This window comes from Rothia nasimurium, from assembly GCF_928382285.1.
GTDB lineage: Bacteria > Actinomycetota > Actinomycetes > Actinomycetales > Micrococcaceae > Rothia > Rothia nasimurium_E.
Genome location: NZ_CAKMSS010000003.1, coordinates 146,306 through 165,305, shown reverse-complemented (window position 1 = coordinate 165,305; position 19,000 = coordinate 146,306). Strand labels below are relative to the sequence as shown.

Genomic DNA, 19,000 nt, shown 5'->3' with positions numbered 1-19,000 from the left:
GTAGCTAAGGTGATACATCTTTTTATGACATAAGATTGCGCTCAACCTGCGTAACACCGTTAAAGAAGGGCAGTGTGGTGAGAAATAACTGCCCAGCCACTCGTAAACACGGTAGGCACCTTTTATTTCAAGTACCTTAGAGAGTATGGCTAGAACTCTTGAAATTGCCGATGGTATCTATCAGATCTCAACGGATAACTACCGTCTTAACTCCGGTCTGATTGTGGGCGCAGAGAAGGCTATGGTGGTTGACACCGGTGCCGGGCCCCGTCAGGGAGCCGAGATCCTGAGAGCCGTGCGACGGGTCACCGAGCTTCCTCTGGTTGCGGTCAACACCCACGCGCACTTCGACCGCTTCATGGGCAACGCCGTGTTCGCAGCCGACGGAGTCACCGATATCTGGGCCCACCCCCGCGCTGCCCGGGCCATTGAAAGCTACGGTGACCGTCAGCGTCTTTACGTTGAGGTGCTAGAACCCGAGATGGCCCACCAGGCTGGCCCCAACACCCAGCTTGTCGTACCCACCCGGTTCTTGCCCGGCGACGGTACCCGTCCGGCCTTTACCCGGGTAGAACTGGGCCAGCGGGCCGTTACCCTCATGTACCTGGGCCTGGCCCACACCGACGGTGACGTGCTGGTAGGCGTAGACGACGTCCTGTTCGCCGGTGACATCATCGAGCAGGGCTCAGACCCCGCCTTCGACGACTCCTACCCCGAACTGTGGGTCAGCACCCTACGCACCCTGGCAGGGCTCGACCGCTACCGTATCTTCGTTCCCGGGCACGGTACCCCGGTGGAGAGTTCTTTCATCGAGCGTATGGCCGACACCATGGAAGACGCCGTACAGAAAATCGCTGAATCCGCACTGAAGAAGGTCAAGGGGGCGACGACAGCCTCGATGTACCAGCTGCCCTATTCGGGTGGATCCACCCGTATACTGCTCGACCGTCTCACGAAGCTTGAAGCCCGTGAGGCTGAAGGGCAGGGGCTCTCAACCGTCACGTTTGAGGGGGACGCCGCCTCTGGCCTGACCGGCCCCATTACCCTGGGGCAAGGCTAAAGCCCTGAGGGCCTAGTAAGCCCAGACCTTCCGGTAGGCGCTGCGCTTCTTATTCTGGGGGCGCAGCAGGGCGACCTGGGTGCTGGTGGTCAGGGCCGCTACCGCCCCGATGAGGCAGATGGCTGCCATAAAGGCAGAACCGGGAATCGGGTTGGTGTAGGTCACCCAGTAGAGGGCTAGAGCGCAGAAACCCGAGAAGAATCCCGAGATAGAAAGCAGAGGTACCAGGATTAGGCCGGAGCGCTGGGTGTCGCTCATATCGAGTTCTTCGGAGCGCATGAAGCGCAGAATAACCAGACCTAGTACGCCCCAGAGCCCGGTGACCAGAATAGCTGTGACCACATCGGCTGGCCTGTGCCAGCCATTGACCACGGTGGAGTAACCTGCCGCTACCGTAAAGACCATACTGATGAGCGCTACGGTGGGGCGGAAGCGCTTGGGGGAGGCCAGGAAGAGGGCCAGGCCCGCAGCGGCTGCGAAGGTCGTGTGGCCGGACGGTGCCGAGTTACCCAGGGCCTCCTGAATACCCAGGTTGGGCTTGACGATGATGTAGTTCTTCAGCAGTTGGGTGGTGAGATTAGCACCGGCGGCAATGGCCACACCGACCAGGGCTGGCACAAAGCGGTGCTTCCACAGCAGCACAAAGAGAATGCCGATAGCCGCGGTAATACCGGCGGCGGTGGGAATGAAGTCGAGCAGGGTGGAGGTCTGCTCTGTGTAGGTCATGAACTGGTAGGAGAATTCCTGAAAGGAAATCTCATCGAGCTCCTGGCCGGTTGGAGTCGTAATAAAGAAAACAAAGGCCGCAACCAGAAGGCAGAAGAGGGTTCCTGCCGCAAAGAAGTGCTGGATCAGGGTCCAGAGCGAGGGACGGGTCTGTCGAATATGCGAGGGAGTGAGCATATGCAGCCGGCCCGAGGGGGAGTACTCCCCTGAATGAGGCTGGCTGCTGTAGGGCGCCTGGCCGTAGCCCTGCGCCGGGTGGCCGGGGCGGGGGCGTCCTTGTGGAGCAGCGGCAGGGGCCCCGTAGCTAGCCTGCGGCGCCCGGTGGGCGCTGACTGCGTCCGGACGCGGGGCTGCCGCCTGGGTGCGGGCCTTGCTCGCCGCCCGGGCGGCACGTTCCTTCTTGACCCGGTGCGCTGCCTCCTGGGCCGCTGCCTGCGCGGCGGCAAAACCGGTCTTAGCTGCCGCCAGGCCACTAGCGGTACCGGCCTGGAGCTTAGCTTTGATGGCCTCGCCCTGGGGAGCAGAAGGCGCGGCAGGGAGTACCACGGTGGCGTCATCATCTGTAAAAGTAGCCCGTGCCCGTGAAGCGGGAAGCACCTCGGTGGCGTCGTCACCGGGGCTGGTCGGCAGGGCAACCGTGCGGTCGGTATAGGTCTGGGGCGTTAGCACCTCGGTGGCATCGTCGGGTGTGCCAGAAACAGCGTTAGAATCGCGCTTCTCAAAACTCACAGTTATCCCCAAAGACCTTTCTGCTGCGTGTAGACACCTCAACGAGCCTACCAAGCTGTACCTGCTATTTCAGCCCTAGACCCTGCTAAGAGCTAACAGGCTCAGCCTGTAGTGCTATTGTGGCAAACTCACATGGGACTTTCCTGAGAGAACCCCTAATGTTGCGCGAACGCCCCCAAGCTGCCCTGTAGAAGCGGTAGAAGAGTAGATTAGAAGGTATGACAGCTAGCGCCCTGCCCCTTAATATTTCCCTGCCTCCGCTTGAAGAAATCTTGTCGGCGACCCGTGTAGTGGCTCTGCCCATGCGGGTGAAGTTCCGCGGCGTCAGCCTACGTGAAACCGCTCTGATCCAGGGGCCGGAAGGGTGGGGAGAGTTTGCCCCCTTCCTCGAATACGAGCCGGCGGAGGCGTCCGCCTGGCTGGCCTGCGCTATCGAGGCGGCCTGGCTGCCCTACCCGCAGCCGCTGCGCACCAGTATTCCCCTTAACGCTACGGTTCCGGCGGTGGCTGCTAACGAAGTTGAGGCGGTGCTGGGCCGCTACGAGGGGCAGGTGCGGGAAATCAAAATCAAGGTGGCTGAAGCTGGGCTGCCTTTTGAAGAATCTCTAACCCAAGATCTAGCCCGGGTAGCCGCGGTGCGCGACGCCTGCCCGGGAGCCCGCCTGAAGATCGATGCGAACGGCGGCTGGACTGAGGCCCAGGCCGTCCGCGCCCTCAACGAGCTAGCTGACTACGACCTGCTCTACGCTGAGCAGCCGGTCCCGGGTATTGAGGGGCTGGCGCGGGTGCGCGATGAGCTGCGGGCGCACGGTAACCCCCTGCTGATTGCCGCTGATGAGGCCGTCCGTAAGGCTGACGACCCGCTGCGGGTTGCCCGCCTGGGCGCTGCCGATGCGCTCATTATTAAGGCCGCCCCCCTGGGCGGGGTGAGGCGGGCTCTGCAGCTGGTAGAACAAGCTGGCCTGCCCGCGGTTGTCTCATCTGCCCTTGAAAGTTCGGTCGGCATCCGTACCGGGGCAGCGCTGGCCGCCGCCCTGCCGCAGCTGCCCTACGGGTGCGGCCTGGGCACGGTCTCACTGATGGCCAAGGACGTCACCGCCCACCCCCTTGTGGCCCGGGACGGGGAGCTGCCCCTGCGGGACATCACACCCGAGCCTCATCTGCTCGAAGAGGTAGCTACCAGCCCCGACCGCACCGCCTGGTGGCACCGCCGAATCGAAGCCTGCTACCGCCTGCTTGACCAGGGGCAACTGGGCAGCAGCAGAGTCCGGCCGAGTCTCGAAGAGGGCAGCGAGTAAACTGGTGGGGTGACTGATGCACCCTCAACCTCCTTTATGACCGCAATTTCTGTGCTCGACACCCTCGTGCGGGCAGGAATGCGGCATGTTCTCATCGCTCCGGGCTCACGCTCAGCCCCCCTAGCCTACGCCCTCGCAGCCCTAGACCAGGCAGGAGTCATCGAAGCCCACGTGCGCATCGACGAGCGCAGCGCCGCCTTCACAGCTTTGGGAATAGCCAAGGCCAGCGGCCAACCGGTGGGTATCGTCACCACCAGCGGCACTGCCGTGGGCGAGTGCCTCCCGGCCCTCATGGAGGCCTACCACGCCGGCGCACCCCTGGCCCTGCTCTCGGCTGACCGCCCTGCCCGGCTCCAGGGCACCGGCGCCAACCAAACCACCGACCAGCAAGTGATTGCTCCCGCCCACACCCGGGCGTCCTGCACCCTCGAAAACTACACGGCCGACCCAACCGACCCCCAGAGCGACCAACTCAACGCGGCGCTCGCTGCACTGACCGGGCGTTCAACAGACAACTGGGACGCCCCCTCAGCCACCCCGCGGGGCCCCGTCCAGATTAACCTGGCCCTTGACACCCCGCTCACCCCCAACCTCCTTGACCAGCAGATCCTAGAACGGTGGGCGCGCTCACTGGCTGAGAACCCACCGGCACCTGCCACCCCACTACCCCCGGCCGACCCAAGCGCAGCTAGCTGGCTACGCACGGGCAGCGGCAAGGGGGCTACACGGATAGACGGCGCCAGCACCGCCCGCCGTACCGTCGTTGTGGCCGGTGACGGAGCAGGGCCTATCGCCCAGGCCTTTGCCCAGCAGCAGGGACTGCCCCTGCTGGCCGAACCCTCATCGAACGCCCGCTTCTCACCCCTGGCCGTGCCCGCCTACCGGCAGGTGTTGGCAGGGCACCTGGGGCAGCAGGTTGAGCGGGCCGTCATCTTCGGCCACCCCACTCTCTCCCGGCCGGTTGCCACCCTGCTGGCCAACTCCAGGGTAGAACGCGCCCTCTACGCCCCCTCACCTGCCCCCTGGTATGAGCCCGGGGCCCTTGACCTGCGGGAGATTGCGACCCTGGCTGAACTGGCCGACTTTGCAGGCACAGGCCACGGCGCTACCACCGAGGACGGCCACGACTGGACGACCAGCTGGAGCGAAGCCGGCCAGGAACTAGCCCGGGAACTGAACCAGCAGGTCGCCGACTACCAGGCAGGCACCTACACCCTGAACGACCAACCCGGCGCAAGCTCAGCCGACCGCACCGCAGGCTACTCTCTCGCCGACACCACCTGGCGGAGCTGCCTAGAAGATGGCGCCGTGCTGATGGTGGGCTCATCCAACCTCATCCGCGACCTTGACCTCATTGCCCCCTCCCTGGCAGCTTCCCCCCTGGTCTTTGCCAACCGCGGCCTAGCCGGCATCGACGGCACCATCGCCACCGCGTCCGGAATCTCCCTGGCCCTCAACCGCCCGGTACGCGTGCTCGTCGGAGACCTCACCTTCCTACACGACACCGGATCCCTCAACATCGGCCCCCTTGAACGCAAACCCAACCTCGACGTGCTGGTCTACGACGACCGGGGCGGCGGAATCTTCTCAACCCTGGAACACGGCCAACTAGCCCAACACGAGAAATTCGCCCCGGCCGTCCGCCGCTTCTTCACCACCCCGCACACTGCACAGCTCGAAGAACTCGCAGCAGCCTGGGGCGAGAACGGAATCAGCGTCAGGGTGGTGCGGCCGTAGGGTCTTAGACAAGGAAAGGTGGGCTCGCAGCGAAGCTGCTGGCTCGGATGAAGTGAGCGGGTGCGAGCGCGCGAGCACACAAGAGCGAACGAAATCCGCCGCAAGGCGGGGCGAGAGGGTCAGGCTTACGCCTATTCCGCCCGCAGATTATTTTCCTCGCGCGCTCGGAATCTGCTGGGCTTCATCCAGCGCGAGCCTACCTTTCCTTCATAAACAGCATCGGGAGCTCTAAAAAGCCCCTCCACACCTGCGTGTGGAGGGGCTTTTCTCTGCGGAGGGCCGGTTACTTCTGGGCGGTTTCGGTGGCCCAGGGAACTGCGGTCTCGTCGGCCTCTACATCGCTACCCGATTCGTCGGGGTTGCGGGAGAGATGAACCAGGGCTAGGCCCAGGCCGCCCCAGATGAGGGCGATGGAGACAATCAGCATAACGATGGCGATGGAGCTCATGCTAGGCACCTTCCTTTTCGGTGGCTGACTGGGCTGCCGACTGGGCGGTGGCGTCTACGTGGTCGTGGACGACCTTGCCGCCTGCAACCGGGGGAGCCGGGGGAGTCAGCGCTGCGCGGGAGGTCTTAGACCAGGGCAGCATGGAGATGATGATAGCTACGACCAGCAGGGCGATGACCATGCCCCAGCCGAAGATGTTGAGCATCTGGTCGGGGTAGCCCTCGTAGGGTTCGTTGATCAGGTCGATGAAGGTGTTGATCAGGGAGTAGCCCAGGATGACGGGGGTGATGCCTGCCAGCAGGAACATCCAGAGCTTGCCCATCTTCCAGGACGAACGCTCGTTGAGGTGGTCGCGGAAGATCGGCAGGGCGCGTAGCAGGTAGGCAACTACGAAGATGGAGACCAGGCCTGCGGCGAGGATGCCGAACTGGTTGACGAAGTTATCCAGGATATCCAGGACGTAGAGGCCGGAGGTGGTGGCCATGAGCAGGGTTGAGATTACCGCGATGGGGGCGATGACCAGCAGGGTGGAGCGCACACGGCCCAGGTTGAACTTGTCTTCAACACCGGCAACGATAACCTCGACGATGGAGATCATGGAGGTGAAGCCTGCAAAGAGCAGGGAGCCGAAGAAGAGCACACCGATCAGGGTGCCGCCGGGGGCCTGGGAGATGATGGTGGGGAAGGCGATGAAGGCCAGGCCAATACCTGAGGTTGCGACCTCGGAGACCTGGGTGCCAGCGGCGGTTGCCATGAAGCCCAGGGCTGCGAAGACGCCGATGCCGGCCAGCAGCTCGAAGGAGGAGTTCGCGAAGCCCACAACCGCACCGGAGCCGGTCAGGTTGGTCTTGTTCTTCAGGTAGGAGGCGTAGGTGATCATGATGCCGAAGCCGATGGACAGGGAGAAGAAGATCTGGCCGTAGGCTGCAACCCAGACACCGGGCTCGGTCAGAGCGGCCCAGTCGGGGGTGAAGAGGGCATCGAGGCCGGTCATTGCGCCGTCCAGGGTCAGGGAGTAGCCGACCATAACCAGGAACATGATGACCAGCACGGGGATGAAGAAGACGTTAGCCAGGCCCACGCCCTTCTGCACGCCCAGGGACATGATGAGGGCCAGCAGTACCCAGATACCGATCAGGGGGTAGAGGATGCCGGGCACGAAGTCGAAGGTGAGAGCGACCGGGTCAGCCAGCTGCAGGACGTCCGCGAAGAAGAAGGTCTGCGGATCGTCACCCCAGGCATGGGTGAAGGAGTAGATGAAGTAGCGGGCAGCCCAGGCAAGAATCGCTGCGTAGTAGATAGCGATGATGAAGTTGATGCCCATGTGCCACCAGCCGATGAACTCGGTCTTGCGGTTCAGGCGGCGGAAGGCCAGGGGAGAGGATGCGCGGGCGCGGTGACCGATGACGTAGTCAAAGAAGAGGAAGGGCAGACCCGCGGTGAGCAGGGCGACCAGGTAGGGGATCATGAAGGCGCCGCCGCCGTTATCGTAGGCGACGTAGGGGAAGCGCCAGATGTTACCGAGACCAACGGCTGAACCGATAGCTGCAAAGATGAAGACCTTGCGGCTTGAGAAGCCTTCTCGTTTCTTGGGCGCTGAGGTGGGGTTTGAACTCATGTGAGTAGTCCTCCGCAGGCTAACGTGTGAATGAATCTTTTGTAGTATGTGGGTTCAGACTAGCAAGTGATAAATAAATCTCAAATAGTGGATGGAAAATTGGGCAAAAAAATCCCGGCGGTTTCCCGCCGGGATTAGCTCTAGGCGTCGCGGTGGACGACGGCGTGAGCGAAAGATTTGAGCGCTTCTTTGACGACTGAGTCGGGTAGGGGCTCGATGGCTGCGATAGCGTCATCAGCCCACTGGTAGGCAATCTCCCAGGCTTCTGCGGTGACCGGGTGGGCTGAGAGCGCTGTAACGGCTTCGGCTAGAGCCTCGTCGCTGGTGAGATCGCCCTGAATCAGCTGCTGGACGTGCTGGGCTTCAAGGTCGCCGGTTGCGGCAGCCCGGTCGAGCAGGATGGTGGGCAGGGTGGGGACGCCCTCGCGCAGGTCGGTGCCGGGGGTCTTGCCGGACGCCGCCCCCGAGCTGGTGACGTCGATGACGTCGTCGGCCAGCTGGAAGGCCACGCCTACCAATTCGCCGTAGCGGGCCAGCATCTGCACGGTTGCCTCGGGGGAGTCCGACAGGATAGTGCCGTAGGAACCTGCTGCTGCGATGAGGGAGCCGGTCTTGCCCTCGATGACCTTAATGTAGTGGCTGAGAATGTCTTCGTTCTTCTCGGGGCCGGTGGTTTCAAAGAGCTGACCCAGTACCAGACGTTCAAAGGTCTGGGCCTGGACGGCTAGAGCGCGGCCACCCAGCTCGGAAACAATCAGGGAGGCGCGGGAGAAGATGAGGTCGCCGGTCAGAATGGCGACCGAGTTGCCCCAGATGTTCTGGGCGGTATCTACACCGCGGCGCTTGGGGGCATCATCCATAACGTCGTCGTGGTAGAGGGTGGCCAGGTGGGTCAGCTCAACGACAACAGCTGCGTCGATGACCCGGTCGTTGATGCCACCACCGGCCTCAGCAGCCAGCAGGGTGAGCAGGGGGCGCACCCGCTTGCCACCGGCAGAAAGCAGGTGGCGGGAGGCTACGTCTGCCAGGTGATTGGTCTGGGCAACCGCGCGTTCTAGGCGCTGCTCAACCTCAGAAAGGGCCTCAAGAATCTTGGGGCCGAGTTCAGCGTCCTGCGCAATGAGTTCAAACCCCTTGGGCAGGTTGAAGTCAGCTTCGGGCATGAGCGCTTCAACGCTCATAGGGGAGCTGGTGGGTTCAGTCACGGTGTCTTTCACATTTCTTCGGTGGGTGGCTGCGGCCCAGAGCCGCGGCAAGCTGCTGGTGTAAGTCTACCGGGTTTACTGCTCGGGCTTATAAGCGCGGTGCAGGGCTACGATGCCGCCGGTCAGGTTCTTGTACTGAACGTTCTGCCAGCCTGCTTCGGTGAAGTGGCGGGCCAGCTCGTCCTGGGCGGGCCAGGCAAGAATGGACTCGGCCAGGTATTCGTAGCTTTCGGGGTTAGAAGAGACCTTGCGCGCAATCGGTGGAATCAGCTTCATGATGTAGTTGCGGTAGATGGCGCGGAAGGGGGCGAAGGTGGGGGTGGAGAACTCGTTGATGACGATGCGTCCGCCGGGCTTGGTCACGCGGTAGAGCTCGCGCAGGGCCTGGGGGTAGTCGGCGACGTTGCGCAGGCCGTAGCTCATGGTGACGGCGTCAAACTCTTCGTCGGCAAAGGGAAGGGCGGTGACGTCCGCCTGCACGAACTCGATGTCGGGGCGACGGCGGCGGCCTACGGCCAGCATGCCCTCGGAGAGGTCGGCGGCGATGACCTTAACACCGGCATCGGCGAAGGGCTCGGACGAGGTGCCGGTTCCGGCGGCGACGTCAAGGACCTTCTGGCCGGGGTGGGCGTCGACCGCAGCAACGGTCTGCTTGCGCCAGTAGATGTGTTGGCCCAGCGACATGATGCCGTTCATCAGGTCGTAGCGCTCGGCTACCTGATCGAACATGGAGGAGATGTCGGTGGTCTTTTTGTTAAGGTCTGCTCGGTTCACCCTGCCTATTTTGTCATGTTTGTGTCTAAAGCTCACCTTGGGGGTGTGTAAAAAATTCATAATGAATATTCATGCATAGGTTTGCATTTTTACGCATAGCGGGGCAGAATAAAGCTCAAAGCACATCGCACCTACACAGTTTTAGATACGAGGTACACCATGAAGAAGGCCCCCTTCGCACTTGCAGCCGCCGCTCTGATGCTCACCGCTTGCGGTTCTTCCGGAACCGGCGCTACCACCGAGTCAGGGGTTTCCCTGGTTTCAGAGGGCAAGCTGACTGTCTGCACCAACCCTCCCTACGCTCCTTTCGAATACGAAGAAAACGGCAAGATTGTTGGCCTGGACGCCGACATCGCAGCAGCTATCGCCTCAGACCTGGGTGTCGAAGCCGAAATGTTCACCACCAGCTTTGAAGGTATCCAGTCGGGTGTAGCGCTTTCCTCTAATCAGTGTGACATTGCCCTGTCTGGCATCACCGTCACCGATGAGCGCAAGACCGTCATGAACTTCACCGACTCTTACGTCGATGACAACCTGGCGATCCTTGTCCCTGCCGGATCAGACATTAAGAGCGATGCAGATCTTACTGGCCGCAACATCGGTGTGCAGCAGGCTACCAGCGGTGAAAAGTACGCCCAGGATGCCGGTGCTAATACCGTTCAGTACGAAGACAACGGCCTGCTGCTGCAGGCAGTTCAGACCGGCCAGGTCGATGCCATCGTCGGTAACATCACCGTCCTTTCTGAAATGCTGACCTCAGACTCCTCCCTCTCCGTCGTGCAGGAAATTGAGACCGGCGAGCAGATTGCCGGTGCCGTAGCCACCGAGAACACCGCCCTGCTGGATTCAGCCAACGCCACCCTCCAGAAGATGGAAGAGGACGGCCGCCTGGCAGACCTGCGTGAAAAATACCTGGGCGTATCCCAGTAATCACGGATAACGGGTAGTAGCATAAACCCAAGCTCACCAACGGGGGTAGGCTAGCGCAGGCGCAGCCTACCCCTTCCCCGTTCATCTAGTTCTCGAAGACCTATGCCCGGGCAACCGGCACAAGCAAAGGAAAACCACCCATGGCCCTGTCGACCCGGCAGAAACAAACCTACGCCCGCTACGCTCAGTACGCCCTGCTGGCCATCATCGCACTCGCCGTTGTCCTTGTCGCTGACTGGGGAACCCTGCGTGATAAGGCCTTTAATCCCGAGATTATCGCCCAGCAATTTCCCAGCATCATCACGGTTGCCCTTAAGAACACCCTGATTTATACGGCTCTGGGCTTTGTCGTGGGTCTGGCTGGCGGTATCCTGCTGGCCCTGATGAAGATCTCATCAGTTGCCCCCTACCGCTGGCTAGCCTCGCTCTACATCGAGCTCTTCCGCGGTCTGCCCGCGCTGCTGGTTTTCATCGCCTTTGGCTACGGTATTCCTCTGGCCTTTGGCCTGCGCCTGAACAACTACGTCACCGTCATGCTAGCCCTGGGCATGGTCTCAGCGGCCTACATCGGTGAGGTACTGCGCGCCGGCCTGGAAGCTGTACCCAAGGGCCAGTACGAGGCAGCCCGCTCCCTGGGCATGAGCCACACCCGCGCCATGGTCACCGTCATCATCCCCCAGGCCTTCCGTATCGTCCTGCCCCCGCTCACCAACGAGATTATCCTGCTCACCAAGGACTCCTCCCTGGTCTACCTGCTCGGTATGTCGGTGGCCCAGTACGAACTGACCAAGTTCGGCCGTGAAGGCATCTCGGGTTCCGGCGCGGGCCTCACCCCGCTGGTTCTTGCCGGTGCTTGTTACCTGATTATCACCGTCCCGCTGGGCTTCCTTGCCCGCCACTTCGAAAAGCGCGCCAAGGCTCGCTCCCGCAAGTAAAGCTCCCACCTACCCCAGGAAGAACCAGCTATGACTCTTCAGACCGCACCCGCGTCCGTCACCATCACCAACCTGCATAAGTCCTACGGCGACGTCGAAGTGCTCCAGGGCATCGACATGTCGGTAGCCCCCGGCGAGGTCGTCTGCCTGATCGGCCCCTCCGGCTCGGGTAAGTCCACCCTGCTCCGCTGCGTCAACCTGCTCGAAACCCCTAACTCCGGCAGTATCGAGGTGGCCGGTCATTCGGTGACCGACCCCGATGTCGATATCGACGCCATGCGCCGTTCTGTGGGTATGGTTTTTCAGCAGTTCAACCTCTTTCCCCACCTGACCGTGCTCGAAAACTGCACCGTCGCTCAGGTCAAGGTGCTCAAGCGATCTAAAGCCGAAGCCAAAGAAATCGCCCTGGCCAACCTCGAAAAGGTAGGCTTAGCTGATAAGGCAGCCCGCCACCCCGATCAGCTTTCCGGCGGCCAGCAGCAGCGCGTCGCTATCGCCCGCGCACTCTCCATGAACCCCGCCCTCATGCTCTTTGACGAGCCCACCAGTGCTCTTGACCCCGAGACCGTGGGTGACGTGCTCTCCATCATGCGCCAGCTTGCCGCCGAGGGTATGACCATGATTGTGGTAACCCACGAGATGGCTTTCGCCCGCGATGTGGCTGACCGCGTGGTCTTCATGGACGGCGGCGTGGTGGTTGAAGAAGGCCCCTCCGACGCCGTCATCGGCAACCCCCAGCACGAGCGCACCCAGCTCTTCCTCTCCCGCGTGCTCAACCCCACCGCCCAGTAGATTTAGCCCCGTAGAATCAGCCCGGTAGGTTCAGCACCGCCAGAGCATAAAAGCAGCCCAGACCCCTTGATTGCGGGCCTGGGCTGCTTTTATGTGCTTGTTTTTCTGTGGGGCTGTCTCAGCCGGCTTTGATCTTGCCTAGTCGTTCTTGATCTGGGGCAGCATACCTGTGTTGGTATCGGGAGAAGGGACCTCGGCGGACGGCTGCTGGGCACGTGCCCTGCGCTGGGTGAGCAGGGAGTCGGTGATGAAGAAGGCCGCAGCGACCCACACCAGCACGAAGCCTGCCCAGCGGCCTGCTGAGAGGTGTTCCTGGGTCACGAACAGGGCAACGAGGAATTGCAGGGTAGGGCCAACATACTGCACCATGCCCAGCACAGAGAGCGGGACGCGGGTAGCGGCTCCCGCAAAGAGAAGCAGGGGCACCGCCGTGAGGACGCCGCTGGCTACCAGAATCCAGAAATGGGCTGGGCCTTCTGTCAGCAGGGTAAGCTGACCGCTGTGCGCAAAGTACCACATCAGTACAGCTGCCAGAGGGGTCAGGAGCAGGGTCTCCATGGTCAGAGATACCAGGGCCGGCACCGCCCCAATCCGTTTCTTGACCAGCCCGTAGAAGCCGAAAGTGAAAGCCAACCCCAGGCCCAGCCAAGGGACTGAGCCGTAAAAGACCACCATCACCAGCACCGCGAGAGCAGCAACACCGATACCGGCCCACTGAAGGGGGCGCAGGCGCTCACCCAGGAAAACTACACCCAGAGCGACCGAGACAATGGGGTTGATGTAGTAGCCCAGGGAGGCTTCCATAACGTTGTTACTGGTGGTGGCAATGACGTAGAGCAGCCAGTTGCCGAAAATGAGTAGGCTAGCAACTAGCAGAAGGCCTACCTGGCGCAGATTGCCCAGCACCGTCAGCAGATTTTTGACCTGCCGGGTGAGCGGGAGCAGGGCTAAACAGAAGACCAGCGAAAACAGCACGCGGCCCGCCACGATCTCTAGGGGAGTGGCTGGGGCTGTCAGCATGAAGTAGAGGGGGAAGAGCCCCCAGATCAGGTAGCAGAAAAAGGCGTAGAGACCGCCCACTACCTGCTCATTTTTGGCTGTGCTCACCGTTGTGTTCCTCGTGCTTCTCTCGGTGGTGTGTGGGTTCTGCGTTAGGTAGGGACTTCTATCGCTCACGGGGAATGTGAGTCAGCGGCGCTACGAGAAAGTGGCTACCCGGTGCATACCGGGTAGCCACTGACAGGTGCTCGGGATGAAGCTTAGAGGCCGAAGAAGCGGCTGAAGAAGCCCTTCTTTTCTTCCTTGGGCTTGGGCTTGGTGGCAGCTTCTGCGCGTTCAGCCTCAAGATCGGGTGCCTGGCCAGCCAGACGGATGTCTGAGGCAGGGCGGGCAGGTTCATCAACCTGCTCGTAGCCGGCGGGGGCCTGCTCAGTCTGCTCAGCTTCTTCGATAACCTGCTCCGCAGCAACGGAACCGGTCTGGGGCTCCTCTACCTGAACAGGCTCATCGCGCACGATATCTTCATCGGCGATAGCGCTGGTGGTGACACGGCCGGGGCGGGCGTCCTCAGCAGGTTCGCGGTCGTAGGGCTGCTCGGCGTTGGGGTAAACCCGGTCGGTGGTGATGGTACCTTCGACCTCTTCCTCACGGGCAGCCTCTTCGGCGCGTTCCTTCTCGAGACGCTCGGCCTCAGCTGCTTCAGCTGCAGCGCGCTCTTCAGCGGCAGCAATTTCAGCCTCGCGAGCTTCGAAGGCGGCCTGTTCAGCGGCCAGAGCTTCAGCCTCGGCTGCGCGAGCGGCTTCGGCGCGAGCCTCGTCCTCACGGGCAGCTTCTTCAGCCGCCAGGCGGTTAGCCTCTTCGCGGGCTGCGACCTGGGCAGCGGCCTCCTGGGCTGCTACTGCTTCGATGCCCTGACGCTCAGCAGCAAGCTGTTCGCGCAGGTCGCGGGCGCTCTGAGCCAGGCGAGCCAGCTCGTCGGCCCCAGCCTGGGGCTCAGCAGCCTCGATACCCGAGATCTTGCCGTTGTCGAACCAGAGGCGCAGGGCGCCGTCCGAAGCGGTGATGACGGCGGTTGCCTCGGTGTCCCAGGCAATGTGGGCACCGCGCAGCTTGGCGTAGGAATCTACGGCGCGCAGGTGGTTCACGGCGGTGCCGGTCTGCAGGGCCTGCGCCATCACCTGGCCCATACGGTTGACGGTGGGAGCCTCAAGTTCAAGCTGGCTGCCATCGAGCAGAATCCAGGCACGGACGCCTGCCCCGGCAGTCACGGGGTAGTGGGCGTAGACGCCGGTCAGCGCCTTGGAGGCCAGGGTCAGTTTGCGGGCCAGACCCGAGTCGAGGGGGAGCTCATCGGTGGTGAGCTCAGAGATGCTGTGCTTCGCTCCGCCTTCACGCGCCTGGATTGCTGCCGAAACGACGCGGTCGGGGAAGTGACCGAGCTCCTGCCACGACCAAATCCAGGAACCGCGGTTCTCGGATTCAGTGCCCAGCAGGTAGGGGGTGAGGCTTACGGAAGCATCAGACTGGAGGGTGAATGACGGTGCAGAGAAATCCACCGTCCATTCTGCGCCGCCGCTGATTTCAGCAAGACGGGCCTGGTACTCGGTGGAGATAAAGATTGAATCGTCAATCAGATCCTGCAGTGTAGTAGTCATACGGTCAAGGCTAGCAACTCTTATGGGGCTCCCGCACCTTTTTGCCGTGGTAAGAGCTTGAATTTCTGACATATTCAGCACCCTCCTTGAAACTAGGGGAGAATCACTCAGGAAGAAGGCGGGTGTGCTCTGCCCCGAGGCGGGTAGTTTCTTGGTTTAATGGGGTAGATAACTCGCGCCCCTTGGCTTTACCTCCGGTAGCGCCGATAGGGCTTTGCTTCGCCCAAACCTTCAGGAACAGTATGTCGCCTTCTTCGCCCCGTTACACCGAGATTGAACGCCCCGCTATGGTGCAAGATGCCTTGAACGCTATTGGTAGCTGGATGCTGGGTACGGTCAAGGTTGAACCCGGCTGGAATGAGCTGGTACTCGATATCAAGCCCCTATCTGAAACTGTATTTGTGCGCATTACTGAATCACGCGATGAGCAGGACTATGTGGGCACTGTGGGGCCGGTGAAATCTAACAGCCCGGTGCTTCCCGCTATCGAGCAGCTGCAGCACGCCTCTTTTGTCGAGGGGGAGGGCACCTGGTTCACCGCATCTGTAGTGATTACCGCCAGCAACTGGCCTGAGCCCCAGTACCAGATTGGGGCGTCCTACGACCGTGCCCACGAGCCGGTGGACTGGAACGGCGAGGGCCGCCTGAGTGCCCGCGACATTCGCGCCCACTTTGAACTTTTCCCCCGCGACCCCGAGCACGTGCCTGACTGGGCTGCCGTGCGTCTGGCAGGACGCCGGGGCGCAGGTTTCGCTGAAACCGGTGGGGAAGGTGCCCTGCCTGTAGGCCCCGTCAACCGCTATCTGACTGAGGCCCTGGCGGGCTTCGCAACCGCCAGGAGCGAGCAGTCCTTAGCGAACGTCGTCCGCACCGCCCAGGGTGGCAATCTCATCATGGATATCTCCCAGAGCACGGTGACTCCTGAGGGTACCCCTCAGCTCAACTACCAGGTGCTGCGCCTCGCTAACGGAATGAGGGCACTGACCGCCTACTCAGCAACTGAACCTGCTAAAACCTACTCAGCTCAGGTGCTGAACGCCCCTCACCCCCGCCTGGTGGTAGAACACGCCATGAAGGTTTTCCTGCAGGTAGCCCACGACGAAACAATAGACGTGCTGGTGCTGGACCCCGGTAGCGAGCACGAGTGCTTTATTGAAAAAGCCCAGATCCAGTGGGTGATTGGGTCCCCGCATAACATGCCGGCCCAGCGAGCTCTCGTTGAAGAAAATATGCACGACCTGCTGATGGCTCTCACAGCCCCTGCATCTGTGCTCCTGCTGGGTGTACGTGCAGATGATCCGGTAGGCCACCCTGTCATGCTTAAGAAAGACGATGACAGCGAAGAAAACGTCGCCTTAGTCTTTACAACAGCTGCCGAAGTTGCTGCTCTTGACCCGACCCTGGTGGTACGTAGCGCCCCGGCACTCGAGGCCCTCAAACTCTTTGCCGCCGGTGAAAGTAGCGCTGTACGCATCAATGCCCTGGCACCCCACGCCACTCTCCCCATGGAACAGGTGCGCCAGCTCATTTCAGTAGTAGAATCTCAGTAAACCCCCACCCCCTTACTTCAGGAGTTCCCCCATGACAGGCGCCCTGCGCACGCTCGGCCTCACCGCGGCTCGTCATGCCCGAGCCACCATCGTGATATGGCTGGTACTTCTGATTCTTGCAGCCGTTGGGGCACTGACCCTAGCACGCGGTGCAACGGCTAACTACACCATGCCGGGGGCTTCTTTTGAAGCTGTGCGGGAAGACCTTCAAGCCAAGATTCCCGACAACGGTATCTCTAGCGGCTACGTGGTTCTTGAAGCCGACAACGGTTTCGATGACACCCAGAAGCAGGCAATCGCCCAGGCTGTTACTACGATCGACCAGCTGCCCGAGGTTGCTGGTTCCCTTGACCCCTTCGTGGCAGCAGATGCGGTGACCCAGGCGTCCGTGCAACTTGAGGACGCTAAAGCCCAGCTAGCCCAAGCCAAGGCGCAGATTGATGAGGGGCAGGCCCAGCTAGATGCCGCTAAAGCAGCCCTACCTCAGGGGCTGAGCTCAGAGGAAATTGCGGCCCTCGCCCCCGACCTGGCGGCTCAAGAAACCGCCCTGGCGCAAGCCCGCACCACCCTGCGATCGAACCAGGATAAGGTCGATGCTGCCCAGCGCGAACTTGATGCGGCGGCGGACGCGAACATGGTGAGCGAAGACGGTACCGCTGCAATCGTCAATATCGCCTTTAACCAGGACACCAACTCCCTGTCTACCTCGGTGCGGGAAGAAGTCTTTAGCACCTTTGACATGCTCAAAGACACAGGCCTGACCGTCAACTACAGCTACGAACTCGACCAGGACGTCAGCGACGTCTTCGGTATCTCAGAAATTATTGGCCTGGTTGTAGCCTTTATCGTCCTGCTGATTACTCTGGGGACGGTCGTAGCTGCCGGTCTACCCCTGGTGCTCGCCCTCATCGGGGCCGGGACCGCCGTTGCCCTGGTCTACACCAGTACTGCCTTCATCGGTATGACTGCCACCGACCCCGTCCTCGCCCTCATGCTGGGTCTTGGCGTCGGTATCGACTACGCCCTGCTGATTCTCTACCGCTTCCGCGAAGAACTACGCGACGGAGAAGACGTGCTGGACGCAGTAGGCACCGCTAACTCAACAGCAGGTCACTCCGTGCTCTTTGCCGGAATGACTAACATCATCGCGCTGTCTGCCCTTTGCCTGACAGGCCTACCCTTCCTCGCCATCATGGGCTTCGCCGGTGCCTTTGCCGTAGCCCTCGTCGTGGCTTCCTCGCTCACCCTGGTACCGGCCGTCCTGAGCCTGCTGGGCACCCGCGTCCTCACCCGCGCTCAACGAGAGGAACTGAAGCAGCTCAACCTGGCCCGCACCCAGGAAATCCAGGTACCCCGTAACCGCCGTGAAGCCTTCGCCGAAATCGAAGCCGCCTACAAGGGCTGGGGAGGCTTCGTGACCCGCCACCCCATTGCTATGACCCTCGTTTCGGTAGCTGTGCTGGTACTGGCGATTATCCCCACCACCTCCCTCCGACTGGGCCTGCCCGACGGCTCCTACCAGGCCACCGACTCAACCTCCTACCAGGCATACCAGACCATCTCCGAAAAGTTTGGTGAAGGCGTCAACGGGCCTATCATCGCGGGTGTTACCCTCACCGTCCCCGGCGACGAAGCCCGCCTGCGCGACGTAGCCCTCGACGTGGCAGACCGCCTCAAAAACAATAAAATCGAAAGCGTCGCTATCGTCGCTACCAGTGACGACAACGCCACCGCCATTTTGGCCTTCTTCCCTAGTGAAGGGCCCTCGGCAGACAGCACCCTCGCCACCGTTCATTCCATGAACGACAAACTGGAGGCCACCGAAAAAGCCACCGCAACCACCATCGGCCTGACCGGCTCCACCGTAGCCAACATCGAGATTTCAGAACGTATCTCAAGTTCTATCCCGCTCTACCTCGGGGTCGTGATTGCCCTTTGCCTGGTCCTGATGGCCTTTGTATTCCGCTCCATCATCGTGCCGGTCATGGCCACTATCGGCTTCCTGCTGTCTACCCTGGCATCGTTCGGAGCCGTCGTCGCTGTTTACCAGTGGGGCTGGCTAGCTGACATCTTCGGTGTTACCCAGCCCGGGCCTATCCTGGCCTTCCTGCCCATCCTGCTCATCGGCATCCTGTTTGGCCTCTCGGTCGACTACCAAATCTTCATCGTCTCGGGCATGCGCGACGCCCACCGCAAGGGCCACTCGGCAGGCGATGCTGTTGTACTGGGCTACAAGCAAGGTAGCGCCGTTGTGACCGCCTGCGGCGTCATCATGGTTGCTGTTTTCGCCGGCTTCATCTTCTCCCACCTCACCGCAGTGCGCCCCATCGGCTTTGCCCTAGCCCTGGGCGTCGCCATGGATGCCTTCCTTATCCGCACCACCTTCATCCCCGCCACCATGTATATGCTGGGTGAAGCTGCCTGGTGGTGGCCCTTTGAAAAGAAAGAACGCGACGAAGAAGATACCCCCAAGCACATCGCCGTCTAACACCACACACCCTCACCCTGAGGGCAGTAGACCGGCTGCACCGTGTGCCGGACATG

Annotated in this window: 15 protein-coding genes; 8 read left to right on the top strand and 7 right to left on the bottom strand. The window is 61.6% G+C overall.

Annotated elements, in window-relative coordinates:
• Positions 1–145: 145 nt before the first annotated feature.
• Positions 146–1,060: an MBL fold metallo-hydrolase gene (locus L6758_RS05235; protein ID WP_237194869.1), complete on the top strand. Its 915-nt coding sequence runs from the start codon at positions 146–148 to the stop codon at positions 1,058–1,060.
• A 12-nt stretch (positions 1,061–1,072) separates the two neighbouring features.
• Here L6758_RS05235 and L6758_RS05230 read toward each other — a convergent pair whose 3' ends face one another.
• Positions 1,073–2,515, bottom strand: coding sequence for a phosphatase PAP2 family protein (locus L6758_RS05230; protein WP_237204725.1), 1,443 nt, complete (start codon positions 2,513–2,515; stop codon positions 1,073–1,075).
• 218 nt (positions 2,516–2,733) lie between these two features.
• On the opposite strand from L6758_RS05230, the gene L6758_RS05225 reads away from it, so the two are divergent.
• Both L6758_RS05225 and menD read left to right on the top strand, forming a co-directional pair.
• Positions 2,734–3,813, top strand: coding sequence for an o-succinylbenzoate synthase (locus tag L6758_RS05225; protein WP_237204726.1), 1,080 nt, complete (start codon positions 2,734–2,736; stop codon positions 3,811–3,813).
• A gap of 9 nt (positions 3,814–3,822) precedes the next feature.
• Positions 3,823–5,550, top strand: coding sequence for a 2-succinyl-5-enolpyruvyl-6-hydroxy-3-cyclohexene-1-carboxylic-acid synthase (gene menD / locus L6758_RS05220; RefSeq protein WP_237204727.1), 1,728 nt, complete (start codon positions 3,823–3,825; stop codon positions 5,548–5,550).
• A gap of 283 nt (positions 5,551–5,833) precedes the next feature.
• On the opposite strand, the gene L6758_RS05215 is transcribed toward menD, so the two are convergent.
• From L6758_RS05215 to L6758_RS05200, 4 genes are all read right to left on the bottom strand, one after another.
• Positions 5,834–5,998 carry a methionine/alanine import family NSS transporter small subunit gene (locus L6758_RS05215; protein WP_237204728.1) on the bottom strand — a complete coding sequence of 55 codons (165 nt, stop codon included), beginning with the start codon at positions 5,996–5,998 and terminating at the stop codon, positions 5,834–5,836.
• A 1-nt stretch (position 5,999) separates the two neighbouring features.
• A complete protein-coding gene (locus L6758_RS05210; protein ID WP_237204729.1) occupies positions 6,000–7,616 on the bottom strand; it encodes a sodium-dependent transporter in 1,617 nt (538 codons plus the stop codon).
• A 140-nt stretch (positions 7,617–7,756) separates the two neighbouring features.
• Positions 7,757–8,797, bottom strand: coding sequence for a polyprenyl synthetase family protein (locus L6758_RS05205; protein WP_237204809.1), 1,041 nt, complete (start codon positions 8,795–8,797; stop codon positions 7,757–7,759).
• A 99-nt stretch (positions 8,798–8,896) separates the two neighbouring features.
• Complete coding sequence (locus tag L6758_RS05200) at positions 8,897–9,655, bottom strand: demethylmenaquinone methyltransferase (RefSeq protein ID WP_423817185.1); 759 nt, start codon at positions 9,653–9,655, stop codon at positions 8,897–8,899.
• Positions 9,656–9,754: 99 nt separating this feature from the next.
• On the opposite strand from L6758_RS05200, the gene L6758_RS05195 reads away from it, so the two are divergent.
• The 3 genes from L6758_RS05195 to L6758_RS05185 all read left to right on the top strand — a co-directional run bounded on the left by L6758_RS05195 (position 9,755) and on the right by L6758_RS05185 (position 12,252).
• Positions 9,755–10,525, top strand: a complete 771-nt coding sequence (locus tag L6758_RS05195) for an ABC transporter substrate-binding protein (protein WP_237204730.1) — start codon at positions 9,755–9,757, stop codon at positions 10,523–10,525.
• A gap of 140 nt (positions 10,526–10,665) precedes the next feature.
• Positions 10,666–11,460 carry an amino acid ABC transporter permease gene (locus L6758_RS05190; protein WP_237204731.1) on the top strand — a complete coding sequence of 265 codons (795 nt, stop codon included), beginning with the start codon at positions 10,666–10,668 and terminating at the stop codon, positions 11,458–11,460.
• A 30-nt stretch (positions 11,461–11,490) separates the two neighbouring features.
• Positions 11,491–12,252 (top strand): amino acid ABC transporter ATP-binding protein, encoded by a 762-nt coding sequence (locus L6758_RS05185; protein ID WP_237194855.1) that lies wholly within the window; start codon positions 11,491–11,493, stop codon positions 12,250–12,252.
• Between the two features lie 138 nt (positions 12,253–12,390).
• On the opposite strand, the gene rarD is transcribed toward L6758_RS05185, so the two are convergent.
• Both rarD and L6758_RS05175 read right to left on the bottom strand, forming a co-directional pair.
• Positions 12,391–13,359 (bottom strand): EamA family transporter RarD, encoded by a 969-nt coding sequence (gene rarD / locus L6758_RS05180; protein WP_237204732.1) that lies wholly within the window; start codon positions 13,357–13,359, stop codon positions 12,391–12,393.
• A 152-nt stretch (positions 13,360–13,511) separates the two neighbouring features.
• Positions 13,512–14,906, bottom strand: coding sequence for a DUF6882 domain-containing protein (locus tag L6758_RS05175; protein WP_237204733.1), 1,395 nt, complete (start codon positions 14,904–14,906; stop codon positions 13,512–13,514).
• A 242-nt stretch (positions 14,907–15,148) separates the two neighbouring features.
• Between L6758_RS05175 and L6758_RS05170 the strand changes: the two genes are divergently transcribed.
• Entirely contained in the window at positions 15,149–16,456 is a 1,308-nt protein-coding gene (locus tag L6758_RS05170; RefSeq protein ID WP_237194848.1) for an SseB family protein, read from the top strand.
• A 31-nt stretch (positions 16,457–16,487) separates the two neighbouring features.
• Positions 16,488–18,944 (top strand): MMPL family transporter, encoded by a 2,457-nt coding sequence (locus L6758_RS05165; protein WP_237204734.1) that lies wholly within the window; start codon positions 16,488–16,490, stop codon positions 18,942–18,944.
• Positions 18,945–19,000: the final 56 nt, after the last annotated feature.

What these genes read in the sequence shown, in the direction of transcription:
- L6758_RS05235 (WP_237194869.1), top strand. Translation starts at nt 146, where the DNA reads ATGGCTAGAACTCTTGAAATTGCCGATGGTATCTATCAGATCTCAACG.
- L6758_RS05225 (WP_237204726.1), top strand. Translation starts at nt 2,734, where the DNA reads ATGACAGCTAGCGCCCTGCCCCTTAATATTTCCCTGCCTCCGCTTGAA.
- L6758_RS05215 (WP_237204728.1), bottom strand. Translation starts at nt 5,998, where the DNA reads ATGAGCTCCATCGCCATCGTTATGCTGATTGTCTCCATCGCCCTCATC.
- L6758_RS05210 (WP_237204729.1), bottom strand. Translation starts at nt 7,616, where the DNA reads ATGAGTTCAAACCCCACCTCAGCGCCCAAGAAACGAGAAGGCTTCTCA.
- L6758_RS05205 (WP_237204809.1), bottom strand. Translation starts at nt 8,797, where the DNA reads ATGAGCGTTGAAGCGCTCATGCCCGAAGCTGACTTCAACCTGCCCAAG.
- L6758_RS05200 (WP_423817185.1), bottom strand. Translation starts at nt 9,655, where the DNA reads ATGAATTTTTTACACACCCCCAAGGTGAGCTTTAGACACAAACATGAC.
- L6758_RS05195 (WP_237204730.1), top strand. Translation starts at nt 9,755, where the DNA reads ATGAAGAAGGCCCCCTTCGCACTTGCAGCCGCCGCTCTGATGCTCACC.
- L6758_RS05190 (WP_237204731.1), top strand. Translation starts at nt 10,666, where the DNA reads ATGGCCCTGTCGACCCGGCAGAAACAAACCTACGCCCGCTACGCTCAG.
- L6758_RS05185 (WP_237194855.1), top strand. Translation starts at nt 11,491, where the DNA reads ATGACTCTTCAGACCGCACCCGCGTCCGTCACCATCACCAACCTGCAT.
- L6758_RS05175 (WP_237204733.1), bottom strand. Translation starts at nt 14,906, where the DNA reads ATGACTACTACACTGCAGGATCTGATTGACGATTCAATCTTTATCTCC.
- L6758_RS05170 (WP_237194848.1), top strand. Translation starts at nt 15,149, where the DNA reads ATGTCGCCTTCTTCGCCCCGTTACACCGAGATTGAACGCCCCGCTATG.
- L6758_RS05165 (WP_237204734.1), top strand. Translation starts at nt 16,488, where the DNA reads ATGACAGGCGCCCTGCGCACGCTCGGCCTCACCGCGGCTCGTCATGCC.